The following is a 16900-nucleotide window of genomic DNA, read 5'->3' as shown; positions in this document are numbered from 1 at the left end:
GCATTTTACTATGTTGAAGATTATGCAATTTGAACTTGAGAAATATTCATGATCACGATGTTGACTTCAAATTGGTTACAATACATTCTGTAGACATATGGACGTCTAAATGGTTGTTTGCTGGCGTCACGATTTAGGGAGCAGGCCTGGGGCCAAAACAGGAAGGAAGAAACTATGGGGTATTCTCACGCGAGCCATATCGATGCGCTTAATCAGAACATCGCCGATATCGATGGCGACATCAACGTTTCGTTTGAATTTTTTCCGCCGAGCAGTGAGACAATGGAGCAAACCCTGTGGAATTCAATTCATCGTCTGAAAACGCTGCAACCAAAGTTTGTCTCGGTTACCTATGGTGCCAACTCCGGTGAACGTGATCGTACTCACTCCATTATCAAAGACATAAAAGAACAGACCGGACTGGTGGCCGCACCGCACCTGACTTGTATTGATGCTACCCGTGATGAGCTGCGTGCGATTGCCCGAGATTACTGGAACAACGGGATCCGAGATATTGTTGCCTTACGGGGGGATTTACCTGAGCAGGGCGTTAAACCGGATATGTATGCTGCGGATTTGGTTGAGTTGCTCCGTTCTGAGGCGGATTTTGATATCTCAGTCGCGGCCTATCCGGAAGTACACCCTGAAGCCAAGAATGCCCAGGCTGATTTGGTGAACCTAAAGCGTAAGGTCGATGCCGGTGCTTGCCGCGCCATTACTCAGTTCTTTTTCGATGTTGAAAGTTACCTGCGTTTTCGTGATCGCTGTGTTGCTGCTGGTATTGATGTAGAAATTGTTCCGGGGATCCTGCCGGTGTCCAATATGAAGCAGGCTAAGCATTTTGCTTTGGCAAATAACGTTAAGATCCCGGGATGGCTGGAAAAGCAATACGAAGGGCTGGATGATGATTTGCTGAGCCGTCAGATGGTGGGGGCAAGTAATGCCATTGATATGGTGCGGGTGCTGGGGCGTGAGGGAGTGAAGGACTTCCACTTTTATACTCTGAACCGTGCCGAGCTGACTTATGCCATCTGTCATACCCTGGGTATACGGGAACAGGCTGCTGTTTAGCCGCTTTCCATTTTTCTACGGAGCATAAGACGAAAAAAAGCCGCTGTAATCGCGGCTTTTTGTATTTTAGCTAGCTGGCAGCAATTAGTTGTTCAGGGCAACTTTGCTGTCTGCGCTGTCCATGTCTTTTAGTTCAGCCAGTACTTCTTCAGCCCAGTCGATCCATGCCTGGCGGTTATGCATACCGCGGCGAAGGGTCAGACGGTCAAGACGAGACTGGCGCTCCATGTTTTTGTAATCGGCGAAATGAACTTTTTCCAGCTCGTGGTAGTGGTTCATCAGGGTGTGGGACTCTTCAATCAATGCTTCTAGTTGCTGTTGCATTGGTTCTGAGTTGTATACACCGCAAACCAGTAGTTTGGCTGAGAACTCATCGCGAATGGTTGGGTTGCGAGCTGGCTCTTTGAACCACTCAAACAGTGCCTGACGGCCTAGGTCGGTAATTGAGTAAACCTTACGGTCTGGTTTACCTTCCTGTGGTTCTAACTTACAGGTAACCTGATCGTTAGTGGCCATCTTGTTTAGCTCTCGGTAAACCTGTTGGTGGCTGGCTTTCCAGAAGTAGCCGATACTGTGTGAAAATTCTTTTGTTATATCGTAACCGGTTGCATCGCGGTTGCTCAGCACGGTTAAAATGACGTGTGGTAGTGACATCTCTTCTATCCGTTAAAATACTACAAATATAAAAAAACAATCAGACGGACGTTACCCTTCGCTCTTTGGCGTTTGTTATAATCGTCTTGTTGCAGTGCCTGATCGAGATCACGTAGCATACACATCAATGTGATCTTTATCGACACTAATAAGTGATAATAATCATTTTGGACAACGGTCAATTGTTCATCTTGTGATGTTTGTCTATATCTTAATGCTTTCGGTGCACTGCAATATCACGAGATTCACCTTTATTCACAGTGCATGTAACCAATTTAGACTATGCGACTAGTTACATTTCGTCTCATTGTTGAGTCGGAGCTAAAATAATTCCAATTATGAGTGTGTGTGCATAATTGCAGCAAGTGATAGAAAAAAGGCCACCTTGTAAATAAGGTGGCCTTTTTGTTGTGATTGTTTTTGTTGTTAGCCGGTGTTACGCATACCGGTCGCAATACCGGCAATAGTCACCATCAGTGCTTCTTCCAGCATTGGTGATGCCTGCTCTTGCTGGCGGGTACGATACAGCAATTCAGCCTGTAGCATGTTCAGCGGTTCGACGTAGATGTTACGCAGGCGAATAGATTCTGCTCCCCATGGATCCTGTTCCATCAGGTGATCGCTGTTTTCAACATTCAGGACAGCCTTGATGTCTTTTTGTAGCTGGTCACGTAGCTGTTGGCCCAGTGGCCATAGCGATTTATCTGTGAGGCGCTGGTCATAGTATTCCGCAATACCGACATTCGTTTTGGTATACACCATTTCCAGCATTCCCAGGCGGGTCGAGAAGAACGGCCACTCACGGCACATTTCTTCCAGTTGCTGGGCATGGCCCTTGTCGATAGAGTACTGGATGGCTTCGCCGGCACCTAACCATGCAGGAAGCAGCAGGCGGTTCTGACTCCAGGCGAAAATCCATGGGATGGCACGCAGGCTTTCTACGCCGCCTTTCGGATTACGTTTAGCCGGACGCGAGCCTAGTGGCAGCTTGCCAAGTTCCAGCTCCGGTGTTGCTGCACGGAAGTACGGTACGAATTCCTCGTTGCCACGGACAATATCGCGGTAAGCTTCGCAGGAGACTTCAGACAATACATCCATCAGCTCTCGCCAGTCTTGCTTTGGTGCCGGTGGCGGTAGCAGGTTGGCTTCCAGGATCGCGCTGGCATACAGGCTCAGGCTGTTGACTGCAACTTCTGGAAGGCCAAGTTTGAAGCGGATCATCTCGCCTTGCTCAGTGACACGCAGGCCGCCTTTCAGGCTGCGTGGCGGCTGGGATAGCAGGGCTGCGTGTGCTGGTGCACCGCCTCGGCCGATAGAACCGCCGCGACCATGGAACAGAGTCAGTTTAACGCCGGCTTCCTCGCAGACATCAACCAGCGCTTCCATCGCTGCGTATTGGGCCCAGCCCGCAGCCATGACTCCGGCGTCTTTGGCTGAGTCAGAGTAGCCGATCATTACCATCTGGAAGTTCTGGATGAAGCCACGGTACCAGTCTATATTCATCAGTTGACGGATAACTGACTCGGCATTATTGAGATCTTCCAGGGTTTCAAACAGCGGGCAGACGTCCATTCTGAATGTACAGCCGGCTTCTTTTAGTAGCAGGTGGACGGCCAGTACGTCTGATGCTGTCCGCGCCATGGAAATGACATAAGCCCCCAGCGCCTCGCGGGGCTGCTCGGCAATGGCCTGGCAGGTTTCGATAACTTCCTTAACTTCAGGAGACGGTTCCCAGTCGCGTGGCAGCAGCGGGCGCTTGGATGCCAGCTCGCGGACCAGGAAAGCCACTTTGTCCTGTTCACTCCACTGATCGTAATCACCGATGCCGAGGTGGCGGGTTAGCTCTGAAATTGCATTAGAGTGACGGGTGCTTTCCTGGCGGATATCTAGGCGTACCAGGTGGATGCCAAAACATTTGATACGGCGTAGTACATCCAGCAGAAGGCCATCAGCGATGATGCCCATGCCGCATTCGTGTAGTGACTGGTAGCAGGCATGGAGTGGCGTCCAAAGTTGGTCGACATGTTCGATGATACCGAAGTTCGGGACGCTCAGTCCTTTGAGTTTGGCATCAAGTACATCGCGGGTATTGGTTAGCTTGGCGCGCAGATCTTTCAGAATGGCGCGGTATGGTTCGTGTTCGTTGCCGGCCATCTCACGAACCTGCTCGTTGCACTTGACCATCGACAGCTCACTCACCAGTTCCTGGATATCGCCAAGATAAAGGTCAGCAGCTTTCCAGCGGGATAGCAGGAGTACTTCACGGGTGATATTGGATGTGACAAACGGGTTGCCGTCACGGTCACCACCCATCCAGGAAGAGAACTGAACCGGTGCAGCATCAATCGGTAGCCCTTCGCTAAGGTGGTTTGTGAGTTTTTCGTCAAACTGGCGCAGGAATTCCGGTACGGCTTGCCACAGTGAATTTTCGACAACAGCAAAGCCCCACTTGGCTTCATCTAGCGGAGTCGGGCGTTGCTTGCGGATCACATCGGAATGCCAGGCCTGGGCAATAAGTTGTTCCAGACGTTGTTCGACACGCTGGCGTTCGCTGTTGGACAGCTCGCTCAGCTCCAGCTTCGACAGGCATTTGTTGATTTGTACCAGCTTGTGGATCATGGTCCGGCGGGCAATTTCTGTCGGGTGGGCGGTCAATACCAGCTCGATTTTAAGGTCACGGACGGCCTGAACAGAATCGAACTGGCTGATGTCGCTGTTATTGATTTTGCCAAACAGCGTATCAAGGGAGTCCGGACTGCAGATATGCTCTTCACAGTGGCGGGAGACGGTATGATACTGCTCGGCGATATTAGTGAGGTTGAGGAACTGGCTGAAGGCACGAGCAACAGGCAGTAGCTGATCATCTGGCAGATTCTGTAGTTCATCTATCAGCTTTTCGCGATCGTCCTGATTTCCTGCGCGGGCAGATTTCGATAACTTACGTATGGCTTCTACTTTATCTAATAGTGGTTCGCCATGCGCATCTTTGATGGTATTGCCCAGCAAGTGGCCGAGCATACTGACATTGCTTCTTAACGCGCTGTACTTTTCGTTCATATCGCTTCCATCTCGTAATTTTGTTACATCCAATTCACTATATGTTAGTGACAATCTATCCGTGATCCCACTTTCAGGTCAACTTTGATTACATTTACCGATAAAAAATCGAATCTACCTTGATTTTTGTCATGATATCAAAACCGATTTGTAACAAATTTTCGTAAAAATGAGACGCAAAACACTCGCATTGTGTGCTTTATGCGCGCTTCGGTTCTGTTTATCCTCACTCTGCCATAGCAACTTTTTTTACATTTATTGTTGACAGCACAAAAACCAAACGGTAAACATATTAATGCATTCAGGGTGAATATAAATTTATTTGGTTGTCATCTTGGATTTAAAGTTATACAGTCAGTCAAAATGATAGATTAAAGACGGTAATTGTAGGAAGTTATTAACATGAACCAGGCGAGCATTCACAATCTGAATTCCCTTCGACGACGCTAAGTCTCATTCGCCTGGTGCACTCGTGCACCCCTTCTACTGCTGCACCTGCAGCGCACTTTTAAATAAGCAAGTTCCCAAAACTTACAGCACAAAACGGAATTAAATATGTTGAACACCTTGATTATCGGTGCCAGCGGTTATACCGGCGCAGAGCTGGCAAAAATGGTGCACGTACACCCAAATCTTCACCTTTCTGGCTTGTATGTGTCGGCGCAGAGCCTGGATGCGAATAAGCCGATCAGTGAGTTGCATGGTCAGTTAAAAGGCATTGTCGATTTGCCGTTGCAACCACTGGCTGATGCGGAGTCGGTAGCAGAGGGGGCTGATATCGTATTGTTGGCAACCGCTCATGAAGTCAGCCACGATCTGGCACCGGTATTTCTGGCTGCAGGATGTCAGGTATTTGATCTGTCAGGTGCTTTCAGGGTTCAGCGTGACAGCTTTTATAGCGAGTATTACGGCTTTGAGCATCAGCACAACGCATGGCTTGAGCAGGCTGTTTATGGCCTGGCTGAGTGGAATGCTGAGGCCATAAAACAAGCCCAACTTATAGCGGTCCCTGGGTGTTACCCGACGGCCTCGCAGTTGGCACTTAAGCCATTGTTAGAAGGCGGATTGATCGACAAAGAACAGTGGCCTGTGATTAATGCGGTCAGCGGTGTTTCGGGAGCCGGACGCAAGGCGACACTCGGCAATAGTTTCTGTGAAGTCAGCTTGCAAGCTTACGGTGTGTTCTCCCACCGGCACCAACCTGAAATTGCCACCCACTTGGATTGTGATGTGATTTTTACCCCCCATCTTGGCAGTTTCAAGCGCGGTATTCTGGCCACTATTACAGCGCGGTTAGCTGATGGTATCAGCGAGGCTGAGGTGGCTGCCGCGATGCAGCAGGCCTACCAGAACCAGATTGAACCTAATGCGGTCAGATTATTAGGCGGACAGACTGCGAGCATCCAAAATGTTGTTAATACTTGCTTTTGTGACATTGGCTGGCTAATACAGGAACAGCACATAATTTTAACAGTGGCAATTGACAACTTATTGAAAGGTGCATCGGCTCAGGCTGTTCAGTGCATAAATATTCGAAATGGTTTTTCGCCGTTAACGGCGTTGGTTTAGGAGATATCACCATGAGTCAGGTTCCTTTGGTTATTAAATTAGGTGGTGCTGTGCTGTCTTGTACGGACACGCTTGAGAAGTTATTTAGCGCGATTAGTGACTATCAGGCCAAGGCCCAGCGTCCGTTGTTGCTGGTACATGGCGGTGGTTCTCTGGTTGACCAGTTGATGGAGCAGCTTCAGCTTGAAACCGTGAAAAAAGAGGGACTCCGTGTGACTCCGAAAGAACAAATCCCGCTGGTTGCCGGGGCGCTGGCCGGGACTGCCAATAAGGTTTTGCAGGGGCAGGCGATTAAGTCGGGTGTCGCTGCTGTTGGTCTCAGCCTGGCTGATGGCGGGCTGTGTCAGGTGAGCGAGCTGGATCCTGAACTGGGGGCGGTGGGTAAGGCCACACCCGGTAACAGTGCCCTGGTTAGCCAGATTATGGCGGCAGGATACCTGCCAATTGTCAGCTCCATTGGACTTGATGCCAACGGCGAACTGATGAATGTCAATGCCGATCAGGCAGCGGTGGCGGTGGCTGCAGCCTTGGATGCCGAACTGGTATTGCTGTCGGATGTGAGCGGTGTCCTTGATGGGAAAGGCCATTTGATTGCCAGTCTGACGGAGGCGGAAGCTGAAGCGCTGATTACCCAGGCTGTGATCACTGATGGGATGGTGGTTAAGGTCCGCGCCGCTTTTGAAGCAGCAAAAGCCCTGGGGCGCTCGATTGAAGTGGCGAGCTGGCGTTATCCGGACAAGTTGGCGAGCCTGTTCGAAGGCCAGAGTATCGGCACTAAGTTTTCGGTTTGAAGTTCAGTTTGAATCGTATCAGGCGGGCAAAACAGTACCGCCCAAACCAATAAAGACTGAAGTAGCAATTTTTCACTATATATTTCGCCTGAACGGGATGACTGTCGAGAGGGCAATGAGGAGAGCATTATGAGCAAGGTAAATAAAGTTGTATTAGCCTATTCCGGCGGTCTGGACACATCAGCCATCATTCCGTGGCTTAAAGAGAATTATGACTGTGAGGTGGTTGCCTTTGTCGCCGATGTTGGCCAGGGCGAAGCTGAGCTAGAAGGTATTGAGGAAAAAGCATTGGCCTCCGGGGCATCTGCTTGTTATATCGCGGATCTGAAAGAAGAGATGGTGGCGGATTATATCTACCCGAGCCTCAAGACTGGCGCGGTCTATGAAGGTAAGTACCTGCTCGGTACCTCGATGGCCCGTCCGATCATTGCCAAAGCGCAGGTGGAGTGTGCGCTGGAAGTGGGGGCCGATGCACTCTGCCACGGCTGTACCGGTAAAGGAAACGATCAGGTACGTTTTGAAAGTGCCTATGCCGCTCTGGCTCCACAGCTGGCGGTGATTGCCCCATGGCGTGAGTGGGATCTGCGCAGCCGTGAGGCCCTGTTGGATTATCTGGCAGAGCGTAATATCCCGTGTACGGCGTCGCTGGAGAAAATTTATTCACGTGACGCCAACGCCTGGCATATATCAACCGAGGGCGGCGTGCTGGAAGATACCTGGAATCAGCCGAACGAGTTGTGTTGGGTATGGACCAAAGATCCGGAAAACGCGCCGGAAAAACCTGAAACCGTATCTCTTTTGATTGATAAAGGGGAAATTGTCGCAGTTGATGGCGAGGCGATGTCACCGTTCAATGTCCTGACTTATCTGAATGAAAAAGGAGCCGAGCACGGCGTCGGGCGTATCGATATTGTAGAGAACCGCTTGGTCGGAATGAAATCGCGTGGCTGCTATGAAACGCCGGGTGGCACGATTATGAATGAGGCGCTGCGAGCGGTAGAGCAGCTGGTTCTGGATAAAGAGTCGTTTGAATTCCGTGAAACGATTGGCCTGAAAGCGTCGCACCTTATTTATGATGGTCGCTGGTTTACCCCGCTATGCAAATCATTGCTATCAGCTGCCGATGAGCTTGCCAAAGATGTGAGCGGTGAAGTTGTGGTGAAGCTGTATAAAGGACAAGCTACAGTGGTTCAGAAACGCTCGCTTAACAGCCTGTACTCGGAAGAGTTTGCCACCTTTGGCGAAGACGAAGTTTATGACCACAGCCATGCCGAAGGGTTTATCCGCCTGTACTCGCTAGCCAGCCGTATTCGTGCGTTAAACGAGCAAAAGAAAAAACAGTAACGAGAAAGTGATGAGCAAGTCGAGTAGCGAAGTATAGGAGAAGTACCATGGCATTATGGGGCGGACGTTTTAGTCAGGCAGCAGATACGCGGTTCAAGCAGTTCAATGATTCACTACGTTTTGATTATCGCCTGGCGGAGCAAGACATCGTTGGCTCTATTGCCTGGTCGAAGGCATTGCGTCAGGTTGAAGTCCTGACTGACGAGGAGCAGCAGAGGCTGGAACTGGCGCTGAATGAACTCAAGCTGGCGGTGATGGAAGACCCGCAGCAGATCCTGCATTCTGATGCCGAGGATATTCACAGCTGGGTCGAGCAACAGCTGATCAGTAAGGTCGGTGATTTAGGCAAAAAACTGCACACCGGTCGTTCCCGTAACGATCAGGTGGCGACGGATCTGAAGCTATGGTGTCGCCAGCAGGGGCAGCAGTTATTGCTGATGCTGGACAAGCTACAGAACCAATTGGTGACTGTGGCTCGTGAACACCAGGGAACGGTTCTGCCGGGCTATACCCATTTGCAGCGGGCTCAGCCTGTGACCTTTGCCCATTGGTGCCTGGCTTATGTGGAAATGTTCGAACGTGATTATTCTCGCTTGCAGGATGGGCTACATCGTCTTGATACTTGCCCGCTCGGCTCTGGGGCGCTGGCCGGCACGGCATATCCAATCGATCGTGAAATGCTGGCTCATAGCTTGGGTTTCCATCGTGCGACTCGCAACAGTCTCGATTCGGTGTCGGATCGGGATCATGTGATGGAGCTGCTGTCGACGGCATCGATTTCGATGCTCCACCTCTCGCGGATGGCTGAGGATTTGATTTTCTACAATTCCGGTGAATCGAACTTTATTGAACTGGCCGATACCGTGACATCGGGGTCGTCGTTGATGCCGCAGAAGAAAAACCCTGACGCACTGGAGCTGATCCGGGGTAAGTGTGGCCGGGTATATGGTGCCATGACCGGGATGATGTTGACTGTCAAAGCGCTGCCGCTGGCTTATAACAAGGATATGCAGGAAGACAAGGAAGGCCTGTTCGATGCTATGGACAGCTGGAATGACTGCATGGAAATGGCGGCGCTTTGTTTTGACGGTATCAAGGTTAACAAGGAGCGTACTCTGGAAGCGGCGATGCAGGGCTACTCGAATGCAACTGAACTGGCCGATTACCTGGTTGCTAAAGGGATCCCGTTCCGTGAAGCCCACCATATCGTTGGTGTCGCGGTGGTCGCGGCTATTGATAAGGGCTGTGCGCTGGAAGAACTGTCACTGGCTGAGATGAAGGCATTCTCGGACGTAATTGATGAGGATGTTTATTCTATCCTGACCATTGATTCCTGCCTTGAAAAACGTTGTGCGCTGGGGGGCGTTGCTCCGAATCAAGTTGATTACGCGATTGGCCAGGTTGAGAAGCGCCTAGAGAAACGTTATTCGCCGGGCGTGAAGGTGCGTGGTGCCCGTCTGACGGATCTCGATGCCATTGAAGGCATGGTGGCTTACTGGGCGGGCTTGGGCGAGAACCTGCCTCGGCTTCGGAATGAACTGGTCCGGGATATTGGGTCGTTTGCGGTAGCCGAACACCACGGCACGGTGACCGGGTGTGCATCGTTGTATGTTTATGATTCTGGGCTGGCTGAAATCCGTTCACTGGGTGTTGAGGCTGGCTGGCAGCATCAGGGGCAGGGCAAGGCGATTGTTGAGCACTTGATTGAAAAAGCGGATCAGATGGCAATTAAGACCGTTTTTGTTCTGACTCGGGTACCGGAATTCTTTATGAAGCAGGGCTTTATTCCTACCTCGAAGTCGCTGTTGCCGGAAAAAGTGATGAAAGATTGCGACCGTTGTCCGCGTCAGCATGCCTGTGATGAAGTTGCTCTGGAAGTGCGGCTGGATCAGGAGCAGCGGATTGCGACGGTGAACGTGGCGTAAAGCAATATCGGGAAACAATTGATACCCGGCTATTGAGAACCGGTAGTGGGCTGGAGCTTGCTGCCGGATTTTTTGTTTCGCTGGGTATTATGGTGCTGCTTGTTGGGGGCGGTCTTTTTTCTTAAACCATCTCATTGTCGCAACGCCGCCATGGGCTATAAGTAGCAGGCTGAAGGCGGAGGCGGCAAAGAGCAGGGTAATGGATTCAACGGCTTTTGGGGTGGGCAGATAAAAGTAAAACCAAGCCGACCAGCTGCTCAGGCTCAAGATTGCCAGCTGGGTCATACACTGGCGACAACGGCCAAGTTTTTTCCTGAAGAGGTTGCTGGTTTTACAGTTGCGACAGCCCATGGCAGTTCCTTGTGATATTGCTTGGTATTGGCAATGACAGGGGGATTGTACAGAAAAAAGCCCTCCGGGAGGAGGGCATAAGCAGTGCAGGAGAGTGATAAATTGTATTTTTGTAATGTCTGGTTAGTTACCCGATTTAGGATACTGCTTAGCAGCCCGGGCCACAGTCTAGGCAGTGTTTGATCATTTCCGGGCCGAGGTGCAGCTTGGCGTTCAGGTCACGCAGTGCGGTACGGACACCTTCTTCAATAACCGGGTGGTAGAAAGGCATATCTAGCATCTCCGCCACCGTCATCTTGTTCTGGTGCGCCCAGGCAAGCAGGTGCGCCAGGTGTTCTGCATTCGGACCGATCATTTCAGCTCCCAGGAAGCGGCCGGTGCCGTGCTCGCCGTAGACATGCAACAGCCCTTTGTTGCGCAGCATAACGCGTGAGCGTCCCTGGTTTTCAAACGAGACTTCACCGGTTTCGAAACAGCCGCAGTTGCCAAGGCGTTCAATGATTTCCTTGTAAGTTTCGCCAACCATCGCAATTTGCGGATCGGAAAAGACAGCCGAAATTTTCGAGCGGCGTAGTCCGGCGCGGATATCCGGGAAGCGTCCTGCATTGTCACCGGCAATTCGACCTTGATCGGCGGCCTCGTGTAGTAGCGGTAGTTGATTGCTGGCATCACCGGCAATGAAAATCGATTCAACTGATGTCTGCAGGGTAAAGTGATCGGCCACCGGTACACCACGGGTATCAAGTTCTATGGATGTATTTTCAATCGCCAGCTTATCGACATTCGGGCGTCGGCCAGTCGCCGCAAGCACATAATCAACGCTGATGATTATCAGCTCGCCGTCTTTACCCAGGTATTGAATCTCAACTACATCACCTTTTCGTTTCATGCTCTCAATCTTGACGTCGGCATCAAGGTAGAACTCCTCGTTGAAGGCGTTGTCAGCGTAGGCCATGATTTGTGGGTCGGTTAACGGGCCGACTTGGCCGCCCAGGCCAAACATTACTACTTCTACGCCAAGTCGTTTCAGTGCCTGACCAAGTTCCAGGCCAATGACACCTGGACCGAAGACCGCGACGGACTCAGGCAAATCGTCCCAGCTGAAAACATCGTCATTGATGATCAGGCGGTCTCCGAGTTCGTTCCAGACGGCTGGGTAGGCCGGACGTGAACCGGTAGCAATGACGATGCGCTTGGCATTGATTTGAGTATGGTCATCAACCATTATCGTATTGTTCTCAACAAATTTGGCATAACCGGCGATTTTGTCTTCTGCCGGAATTTCGTCTACCCCTTCCAGAACAAAGCCGACAAAGCGGTCGCGCTCGCGTTTAACACGGTCCATGACTTCACGACCGTTGATCACGATTTCGCCTTGCGGGTGAACACCAAAGCCCGGTGCCTTTTCGATCTGGTGAACGCTTTCCGCTGCCGCAATTAACAGTTTGGATGGCATGCAGCCGACGCGGGCGCAGGTGGTACCGTAAGGGCCGCCTTCAATCATCACTACGCTGTCGGTATGGGCTTTGGCTGCGCGGTATGCACCAAGGCCAGCTGTACCACCGCCGATAACGGCAACATCAACATTCAGGGTTTTCATTTCACTCTCTCCAGTCAGGTCTTGTCTTTTTATGTTGGCTGTTTATCCGGTTAATTTGGCGGGACAATGTCGCCCCGCCGTTTTTAGTTATGTGGATTAGCCTAGGTATGCTTCCAGTTCTTCGCTACCACCGATGTGTTTACCACCGATGAATACCTGAGGTACGGTGCTGCGGCCAGATACTGCGCGCAGGCTGACGGTTGTTGCATCTTTGCCCAGAATCACTTCTTCAAACTGCAGGCTTTTGTCGATTAGGTTCTGTTTCGCTTTGGCACAGAATGGGCAGCCAGGCTTGGTAAATACAGTGATGGACTCCTGTAGTTTGTGCTCTGGAGCAATGTACTTGAGCATAGTGTCGGCATCAGAGACTTTGAACGGGTCGCCTGGTTCTTCGTTTTCGATGAACATCTTTTCAACCACGCCGTTTTTCACCAGCATGCTGTAGCGCCATGAACGCGGACCGAAGCCTAGATCTTCTTTGTTGACCAGCATGTCCATGCCTTTGGTGAACTCACCGTTGCCGTCCGGAATGAAGGTGATGTTTTCTGCTTCCTGATCGGCTTTCCATGCATTCATCACGAAAGTATCGTTGACTGAAACACACAGGATGTGATCGACACCGTGCTCTGCGAAAACTGTTGCCAGCTCGTTGTAGCGTGGTAGGTGGCTTGATGAACAAGTTGGAGTAAACGCGCCTGGCAGGCTGAATACGACGACTGTCTTATTGGCAAACAGATCGTCTGTGGTTACGTCTACCCACTGATCACCCTGACGAGTGTGGAATGTAACTTGTGGAATTGCCTGACCTTCTTTAGATGCGAACATAATCTTTTCCTTTAATAAACTTGTTGATGTTTAGTAGGTTGTTTGTGTCAACCGGAGCTTACTCTTCACTGCTCCCTTTTGATGTGATGATTATGTCGTTTTTAGCTTGATAGCTCTAATCGTTTGAAACTATAGTTTCGATAGTTAAAAACTATCAAATGAGTTGCCGAGCATGAATATCCGAGATCTTGAATATCTGGTGGCGCTGTCCGAGCATCAGCATTTCAGAAAGGCTGCTGAAGCATGTTTTGTCAGTCAGCCAACACTTAGCGGGCAGATCCGTAAACTGGAAGAAGAGCTGGGTGTTGCATTGCTTGAGCGAACCAGTCGCCGGGTGCTGTTTACTGATGCCGGGCTGAGTCTGGTAGCCCAGGTGCAAAAAGTGCTGCTGGAGGTCAAGGTGCTCACTGAGCTGGCAAGCCAGCAAGGGGAGAGTATGGCTGGGCCACTGCATATCGGGTTTATCCCCACGGTTGGACCGTATCTGTTGCCGCATATTATTCCGGTTCTTAAGCACACTTTTCCCCAACTTGAATTGTTTCTCCATGAGACTCAGACTTATCAGCTGGTACAGCAGCTGGAAAGTGGCAAGCTGGACTGCATTATTCTGGCGGCAGTCAAAGAGACCGAGCAGTTTAAGGAAATTCCACTATATAGTGAGCCAATGGTGCTGGCCGTACCGGATGAGCATCCATGGGCCGGGCGACAAACGTTGGATATGGCCAAGCTCAATGGTGAAACCTTGCTGATGCTGGGGGATGGGCACTGCCTTCGGGATCAAGCTATGGGATTCTGTTTTGCCGCCGGTGCCCATGAAGATGGCAGCTTTAAAGCGACGAGTTTAGAGACCTTACGTAATATGGTAGCGGCAGGTGGCGGGATCACTTTATTACCCAAGTTGGCGACACCAAAAGAAAAGAGTCGGGATGGGATCAGTTATATCAAGGCTTGCGAGCCGGTACCGACCAGGCTGATAACGCTAGCCTATCGTCCGGGTTCACCATTGCGGGGACGTTACGAAAAAATTGCGGAGGTCATCAATCAGCATGTGGCTCGGCGTTTGGAGCAGGAGTAGTCTTCAGGTGAAACAAAAAAGAGCGCCGAGGAGGCGCTCTTTGGGTTAATAATAAGGGTAAGGCGATTAGAACAGCTCGTCCGAACTGTCGGCTTCGAAGATACTTTCTGAAGCGCCTTCACCCACTTGCTCGTTAGGCTCCGTCCCTTTCTCGAAGTATTCAAACATCGAGGTGTAGTCGTTGCGGTTACTGAGCTTGCCGGTATCACGGTCAATACGTACCTTTACGATATCCACCGGAAGTTGTTTACGTTGAACCGGTACATCTTCCAGCGCCTTTTTCATAAAGGAGATCCAAGCTGGTTGTGCGGTTTTCGCACCGGCTTCACCGCCAGAAATCTGGTTTTTGCCCAGGTTGTTGTTCCAGGTGGATTTACCCAGAGCGCGGCTGTGATTATCAAAACCGACCCAGGCTGTTGCGACGATGTTCGGGCCAAAACCGGAATACCACGCATCTTTCGAACCGTTGGTGGTTCCTGTTTTGCCACCGATATCCCGGCGCTTGAGTGCTTGGCCTCGCCAGCCTGTACCATTCCATCCGCTGCCGTGGCGCCAGTCACCGCCACCCCAGATATTACTGGTCATCATTTCGCGAATCAGAAAGGCATTCTGCTCAGAGATCACTTGTGGGGCATAGTGTGTCGGCTGCAGATCCCGCTCACTGGCGCTACCGGCAGTGCCCAGCTCTTGTTCGCTGATGGCAATGTCGTTTAGGACGGCGCGGCTGGCTGCAACGACATTACCGGCTTGTTGCTGTTCCTGCTGGCAATCCGTGTTACAGACTGTGTTCGGGTTGGCCTGATACACCAGGTTGCCGTACGGGTCTTCGACTCGCTCAATAAAATAAGGCTCGACATAGTAGCCGCCGTTGGCAAAAACGGAGAAGCCTTGTGCCATTTCCAGCGGTGTCAGGTTACCGGCACCAAGGGCAATGGCTTCGGCGCGCGGCAAATCCTCACGTTTGAAGCCGAAGCGGGTCAGGTAGCTGATGGTCTGGTCTAGGCCAACGCTTTGAAGAACACGCACAGCCATTACGTTTTTCGATTGCGCTAAGCCTAGGCGCAGACGGGTCGGACCGTTGTAAGTTGGTGGCGAATTTTTCGGTCGCCATGCTGTGCCCATGCTCTGATCCCAGCGGTTAATTGGGGCGTCGTTGATCAGTGTGGCCAGTGTCATGCCATTGTCGAGCGCTGCCGAGTAGATGAACGGTTTGATACTGGAGCCTACCTGACGCACAGATTGGGTCGCACGGTTAAATTTGCTATGAACAAAGTTGAAGCCACCGACCATTGCCTTGACGGCACCATTCTGCGGAGAAACGGCTACAAAGGCGGTGTTGGCATCTGGCACCTGACTCAGTACCCATTCCTGTTCCTTTTGCTGGACCCAGACCAGCTGACCTGCTGTCAGAATATCAGCTGCTGTTTCCGGGGCAGGTCCCTGACGCTCATCGGTCATGAAGCGGCGGGCCCATTTCATGCCTTCCCAGTTAATCGTGTGCTGTTGACCGTCTTTGACTACTACCTCGGCAGATTGGCCACTGACATCTGTAACAACCGCAGCTTGTAATTCACCATAGCCTGGCTGTTTGTTCAGGTGGTCGGTAATTTTGCCAAGATCCCAAGCAATTTCCCCTGGTTGCCATAAGGTTGCAATAGCTCCTCGGAAGCCGTGGCGCTGGTCATAGTTAAGCAGGTTGTTGATGGCGGCTTGCTGCGCGGCACGTTGCAGTTTCGGATTAACAGTCGTGTAGATTCGCATACCGGAGGTGTAGGCGTCTTCACCGTAGCGTTCTACCATCCAGGCACGGGCTCGTTCAGCGAAATACGGTGCAGTAAGTTCGATTTCTGCGCCATGATAATCAGATTCAATTGGTTCGGAACGGGCCTGGTTCAGCTCTGATTGAGTGATATAGCCTTCATCGAACATCCGGCTTAACACAACATTGCGACGGGTGGTTGCACGATTGAGTGAGTAGAGCGGGTTCATCGTCGACGGGGCTTTCGGTAGGCCAGCGATAACGGCAATTTCACTTAAAGTCAGTTGGCCGACTTCTTTGCCGAAGTAAACCTGTGCCGCGGCACCGACACCGTACGAGCGGTAGCCGAGGTAAATTTTGTTGAGGTAAAGTTCAAGGATCTCTTCTTTACTCAGCAGTTGTTCGATATGGATAGCGATAAAAATCTCTTTGACTTTTCGCATGATCTTTTTCTCGTTAGAGAGAAAGAAGTTTCGTGCCAACTGTTGGGTAATGGTACTGGCTCCTTGCTTAGCCGAGCCTGATACAGCGACGACAAAGGCGGCGCGGGCAATACCGATAGGGTCGATACCCGGGTGATCGTAATAACGGCTGTCTTCGGTCGCAATGATGGCGTTGATCATTTGCGGCGGAATATCGTCGAGTGCCAGAGGAATTCGGCGTTTTTCACCAAATTGCGAAATTAGTTTGCCGTCGGCACTGAAAACCTGCATCGGCGTTTGTAGCTCGACATTTTTTAATGTTGCAACATCCGGCAGTTCTGGCTTTACGTAGAGGTAAAAGCCAAAGATTGTACTGACTCCAAAAATTATGCAAATCATTGCAAGGATAAGTAATCGCTTTATGAACTTCACTTGAGATTTCCTGTTACACCATTAT

Annotated in this window: 12 protein-coding genes; 6 read left to right on the top strand and 6 right to left on the bottom strand. The window is 51.0% G+C overall.

Annotation, left to right across the window (positions count from 1 at the left end):
• Positions 1 to 174: 174 nt before the first annotated feature.
• Positions 175 to 1071, top strand: a complete 897-nt coding sequence (gene metF, locus Q0852_RS08370; protein ID WP_299016898.1) for a methylenetetrahydrofolate reductase — start codon at positions 175 to 177, stop codon at positions 1069 to 1071.
• 84 nt (positions 1072 to 1155) lie between these two features.
• Here the strand turns inward: metF and Q0852_RS08365 are convergent, their stop codons facing one another.
• Entirely contained in the window at positions 1156 to 1725 is a 570-nt protein-coding gene (locus Q0852_RS08365; RefSeq protein WP_299016897.1) for a PadR family transcriptional regulator, read from the bottom strand.
• 426 nt (positions 1726 to 2151) lie between these two features.
• Entirely contained in the window at positions 2152 to 4782 is a 2631-nt protein-coding gene (ppc, locus tag Q0852_RS08360; RefSeq protein WP_299016894.1) for a phosphoenolpyruvate carboxylase, read from the bottom strand.
• Between the two features lie 555 nt (positions 4783 to 5337).
• Here ppc and argC point away from each other — a divergent pair.
• From argC to argH, 4 genes are all read left to right on the top strand, one after another.
• Positions 5338 to 6351 carry an N-acetyl-gamma-glutamyl-phosphate reductase gene (gene argC / locus Q0852_RS08355; RefSeq protein WP_299016891.1) on the top strand — a complete coding sequence of 338 codons (1014 nt, stop codon included), beginning with the start codon at positions 5338 to 5340 and terminating at the stop codon, positions 6349 to 6351.
• 5 nt (positions 6352 to 6356) lie between these two features.
• A complete protein-coding gene (argB, locus tag Q0852_RS08350; protein ID WP_299017394.1) occupies positions 6357 to 7142 on the top strand; it encodes an acetylglutamate kinase in 786 nt (261 codons plus the stop codon).
• Positions 7143 to 7271: 129 nt separating this feature from the next.
• The gene (locus tag Q0852_RS08345) at positions 7272 to 8486 is read left to right on the top strand and encodes an argininosuccinate synthase (RefSeq protein ID WP_299016888.1); all 1215 of its coding nucleotides are present in this window, start codon (positions 7272 to 7274) and stop codon (positions 8484 to 8486) included.
• 47 nt (positions 8487 to 8533) lie between these two features.
• Positions 8534 to 10411 carry an argininosuccinate lyase gene (gene argH, locus Q0852_RS08340; protein ID WP_299016886.1) on the top strand — a complete coding sequence of 626 codons (1878 nt, stop codon included), beginning with the start codon at positions 8534 to 8536 and terminating at the stop codon, positions 10409 to 10411.
• An 87-nt stretch (positions 10412 to 10498) separates the two neighbouring features.
• Here argH and Q0852_RS08335 read toward each other — a convergent pair whose 3' ends face one another.
• The 3 genes from Q0852_RS08335 to Q0852_RS08325 form a co-directional block, all read right to left on the bottom strand.
• Positions 10499 to 10762, bottom strand: coding sequence for a DUF3624 domain-containing protein (locus Q0852_RS08335; RefSeq protein ID WP_299016884.1), 264 nt, complete (start codon positions 10760 to 10762; stop codon positions 10499 to 10501).
• Positions 10763 to 10910: 148 nt separating this feature from the next.
• Positions 10911 to 12362, bottom strand: coding sequence for a dihydrolipoyl dehydrogenase (locus Q0852_RS08330; RefSeq protein WP_299016881.1), 1452 nt, complete (start codon positions 12360 to 12362; stop codon positions 10911 to 10913).
• A 96-nt stretch (positions 12363 to 12458) separates the two neighbouring features.
• The gene (locus Q0852_RS08325) at positions 12459 to 13187 is read right to left on the bottom strand and encodes a glutathione peroxidase (RefSeq protein WP_299016877.1); all 729 of its coding nucleotides are present in this window, start codon (positions 13185 to 13187) and stop codon (positions 12459 to 12461) included.
• A gap of 172 nt (positions 13188 to 13359) precedes the next feature.
• On the opposite strand from Q0852_RS08325, the gene oxyR reads away from it, so the two are divergent.
• Entirely contained in the window at positions 13360 to 14262 is a 903-nt protein-coding gene (oxyR, locus tag Q0852_RS08320; RefSeq protein WP_299016875.1) for a DNA-binding transcriptional regulator OxyR, read from the top strand.
• 66 nt (positions 14263 to 14328) lie between these two features.
• Here the strand turns inward: oxyR and Q0852_RS08315 are convergent, their stop codons facing one another.
• Positions 14329 to 16875, bottom strand: a complete 2547-nt coding sequence (locus Q0852_RS08315; RefSeq protein WP_299016873.1) for a penicillin-binding protein 1A — start codon at positions 16873 to 16875, stop codon at positions 14329 to 14331.
• Positions 16876 to 16900: the final 25 nt, after the last annotated feature.

Origin of the sequence: uncultured Photobacterium sp. (assembly GCF_947502415.1) — a bacterium.
In the GTDB taxonomy this organism is placed as follows: domain Bacteria; phylum Pseudomonadota; class Gammaproteobacteria; order Enterobacterales; family Vibrionaceae; genus Photobacterium.
Note: the sequence above shows the minus strand (reverse complement) of the source record. Positions and strands in the feature narration are given on the sequence as shown.

Bases quoted from the DNA above. Each gene is read 5' to 3' on its own strand.
- Q0852_RS08345 (WP_299016888.1), top strand. From the start codon at position 7,272: ATGAGCAAGGTAAATAAAGTTGTATTAGCCTATTCCGGCGGTCTGGAC.
- Q0852_RS08335 (WP_299016884.1), bottom strand. From the start codon at position 10,762: ATGGGCTGTCGCAACTGTAAAACCAGCAACCTCTTCAGGAAAAAACTT.
- oxyR (WP_299016875.1), top strand. From the start codon at position 13,360: ATGAATATCCGAGATCTTGAATATCTGGTGGCGCTGTCCGAGCATCAG.
- Q0852_RS08325 (WP_299016877.1), bottom strand. From the start codon at position 13,187: ATGTTCGCATCTAAAGAAGGTCAGGCAATTCCACAAGTTACATTCCAC.
- Q0852_RS08365 (WP_299016897.1), bottom strand. From the start codon at position 1,725: ATGTCACTACCACACGTCATTTTAACCGTGCTGAGCAACCGCGATGCA.
- ppc (WP_299016894.1), bottom strand. From the start codon at position 4,782: ATGAACGAAAAGTACAGCGCGTTAAGAAGCAATGTCAGTATGCTCGGC.
- metF (WP_299016898.1), top strand. From the start codon at position 175: ATGGGGTATTCTCACGCGAGCCATATCGATGCGCTTAATCAGAACATC.
- Q0852_RS08330 (WP_299016881.1), bottom strand. From the start codon at position 12,362: ATGAAAACCCTGAATGTTGATGTTGCCGTTATCGGCGGTGGTACAGCT.
- argH (WP_299016886.1), top strand. From the start codon at position 8,534: ATGGCATTATGGGGCGGACGTTTTAGTCAGGCAGCAGATACGCGGTTC.
- argC (WP_299016891.1), top strand. From the start codon at position 5,338: ATGTTGAACACCTTGATTATCGGTGCCAGCGGTTATACCGGCGCAGAG.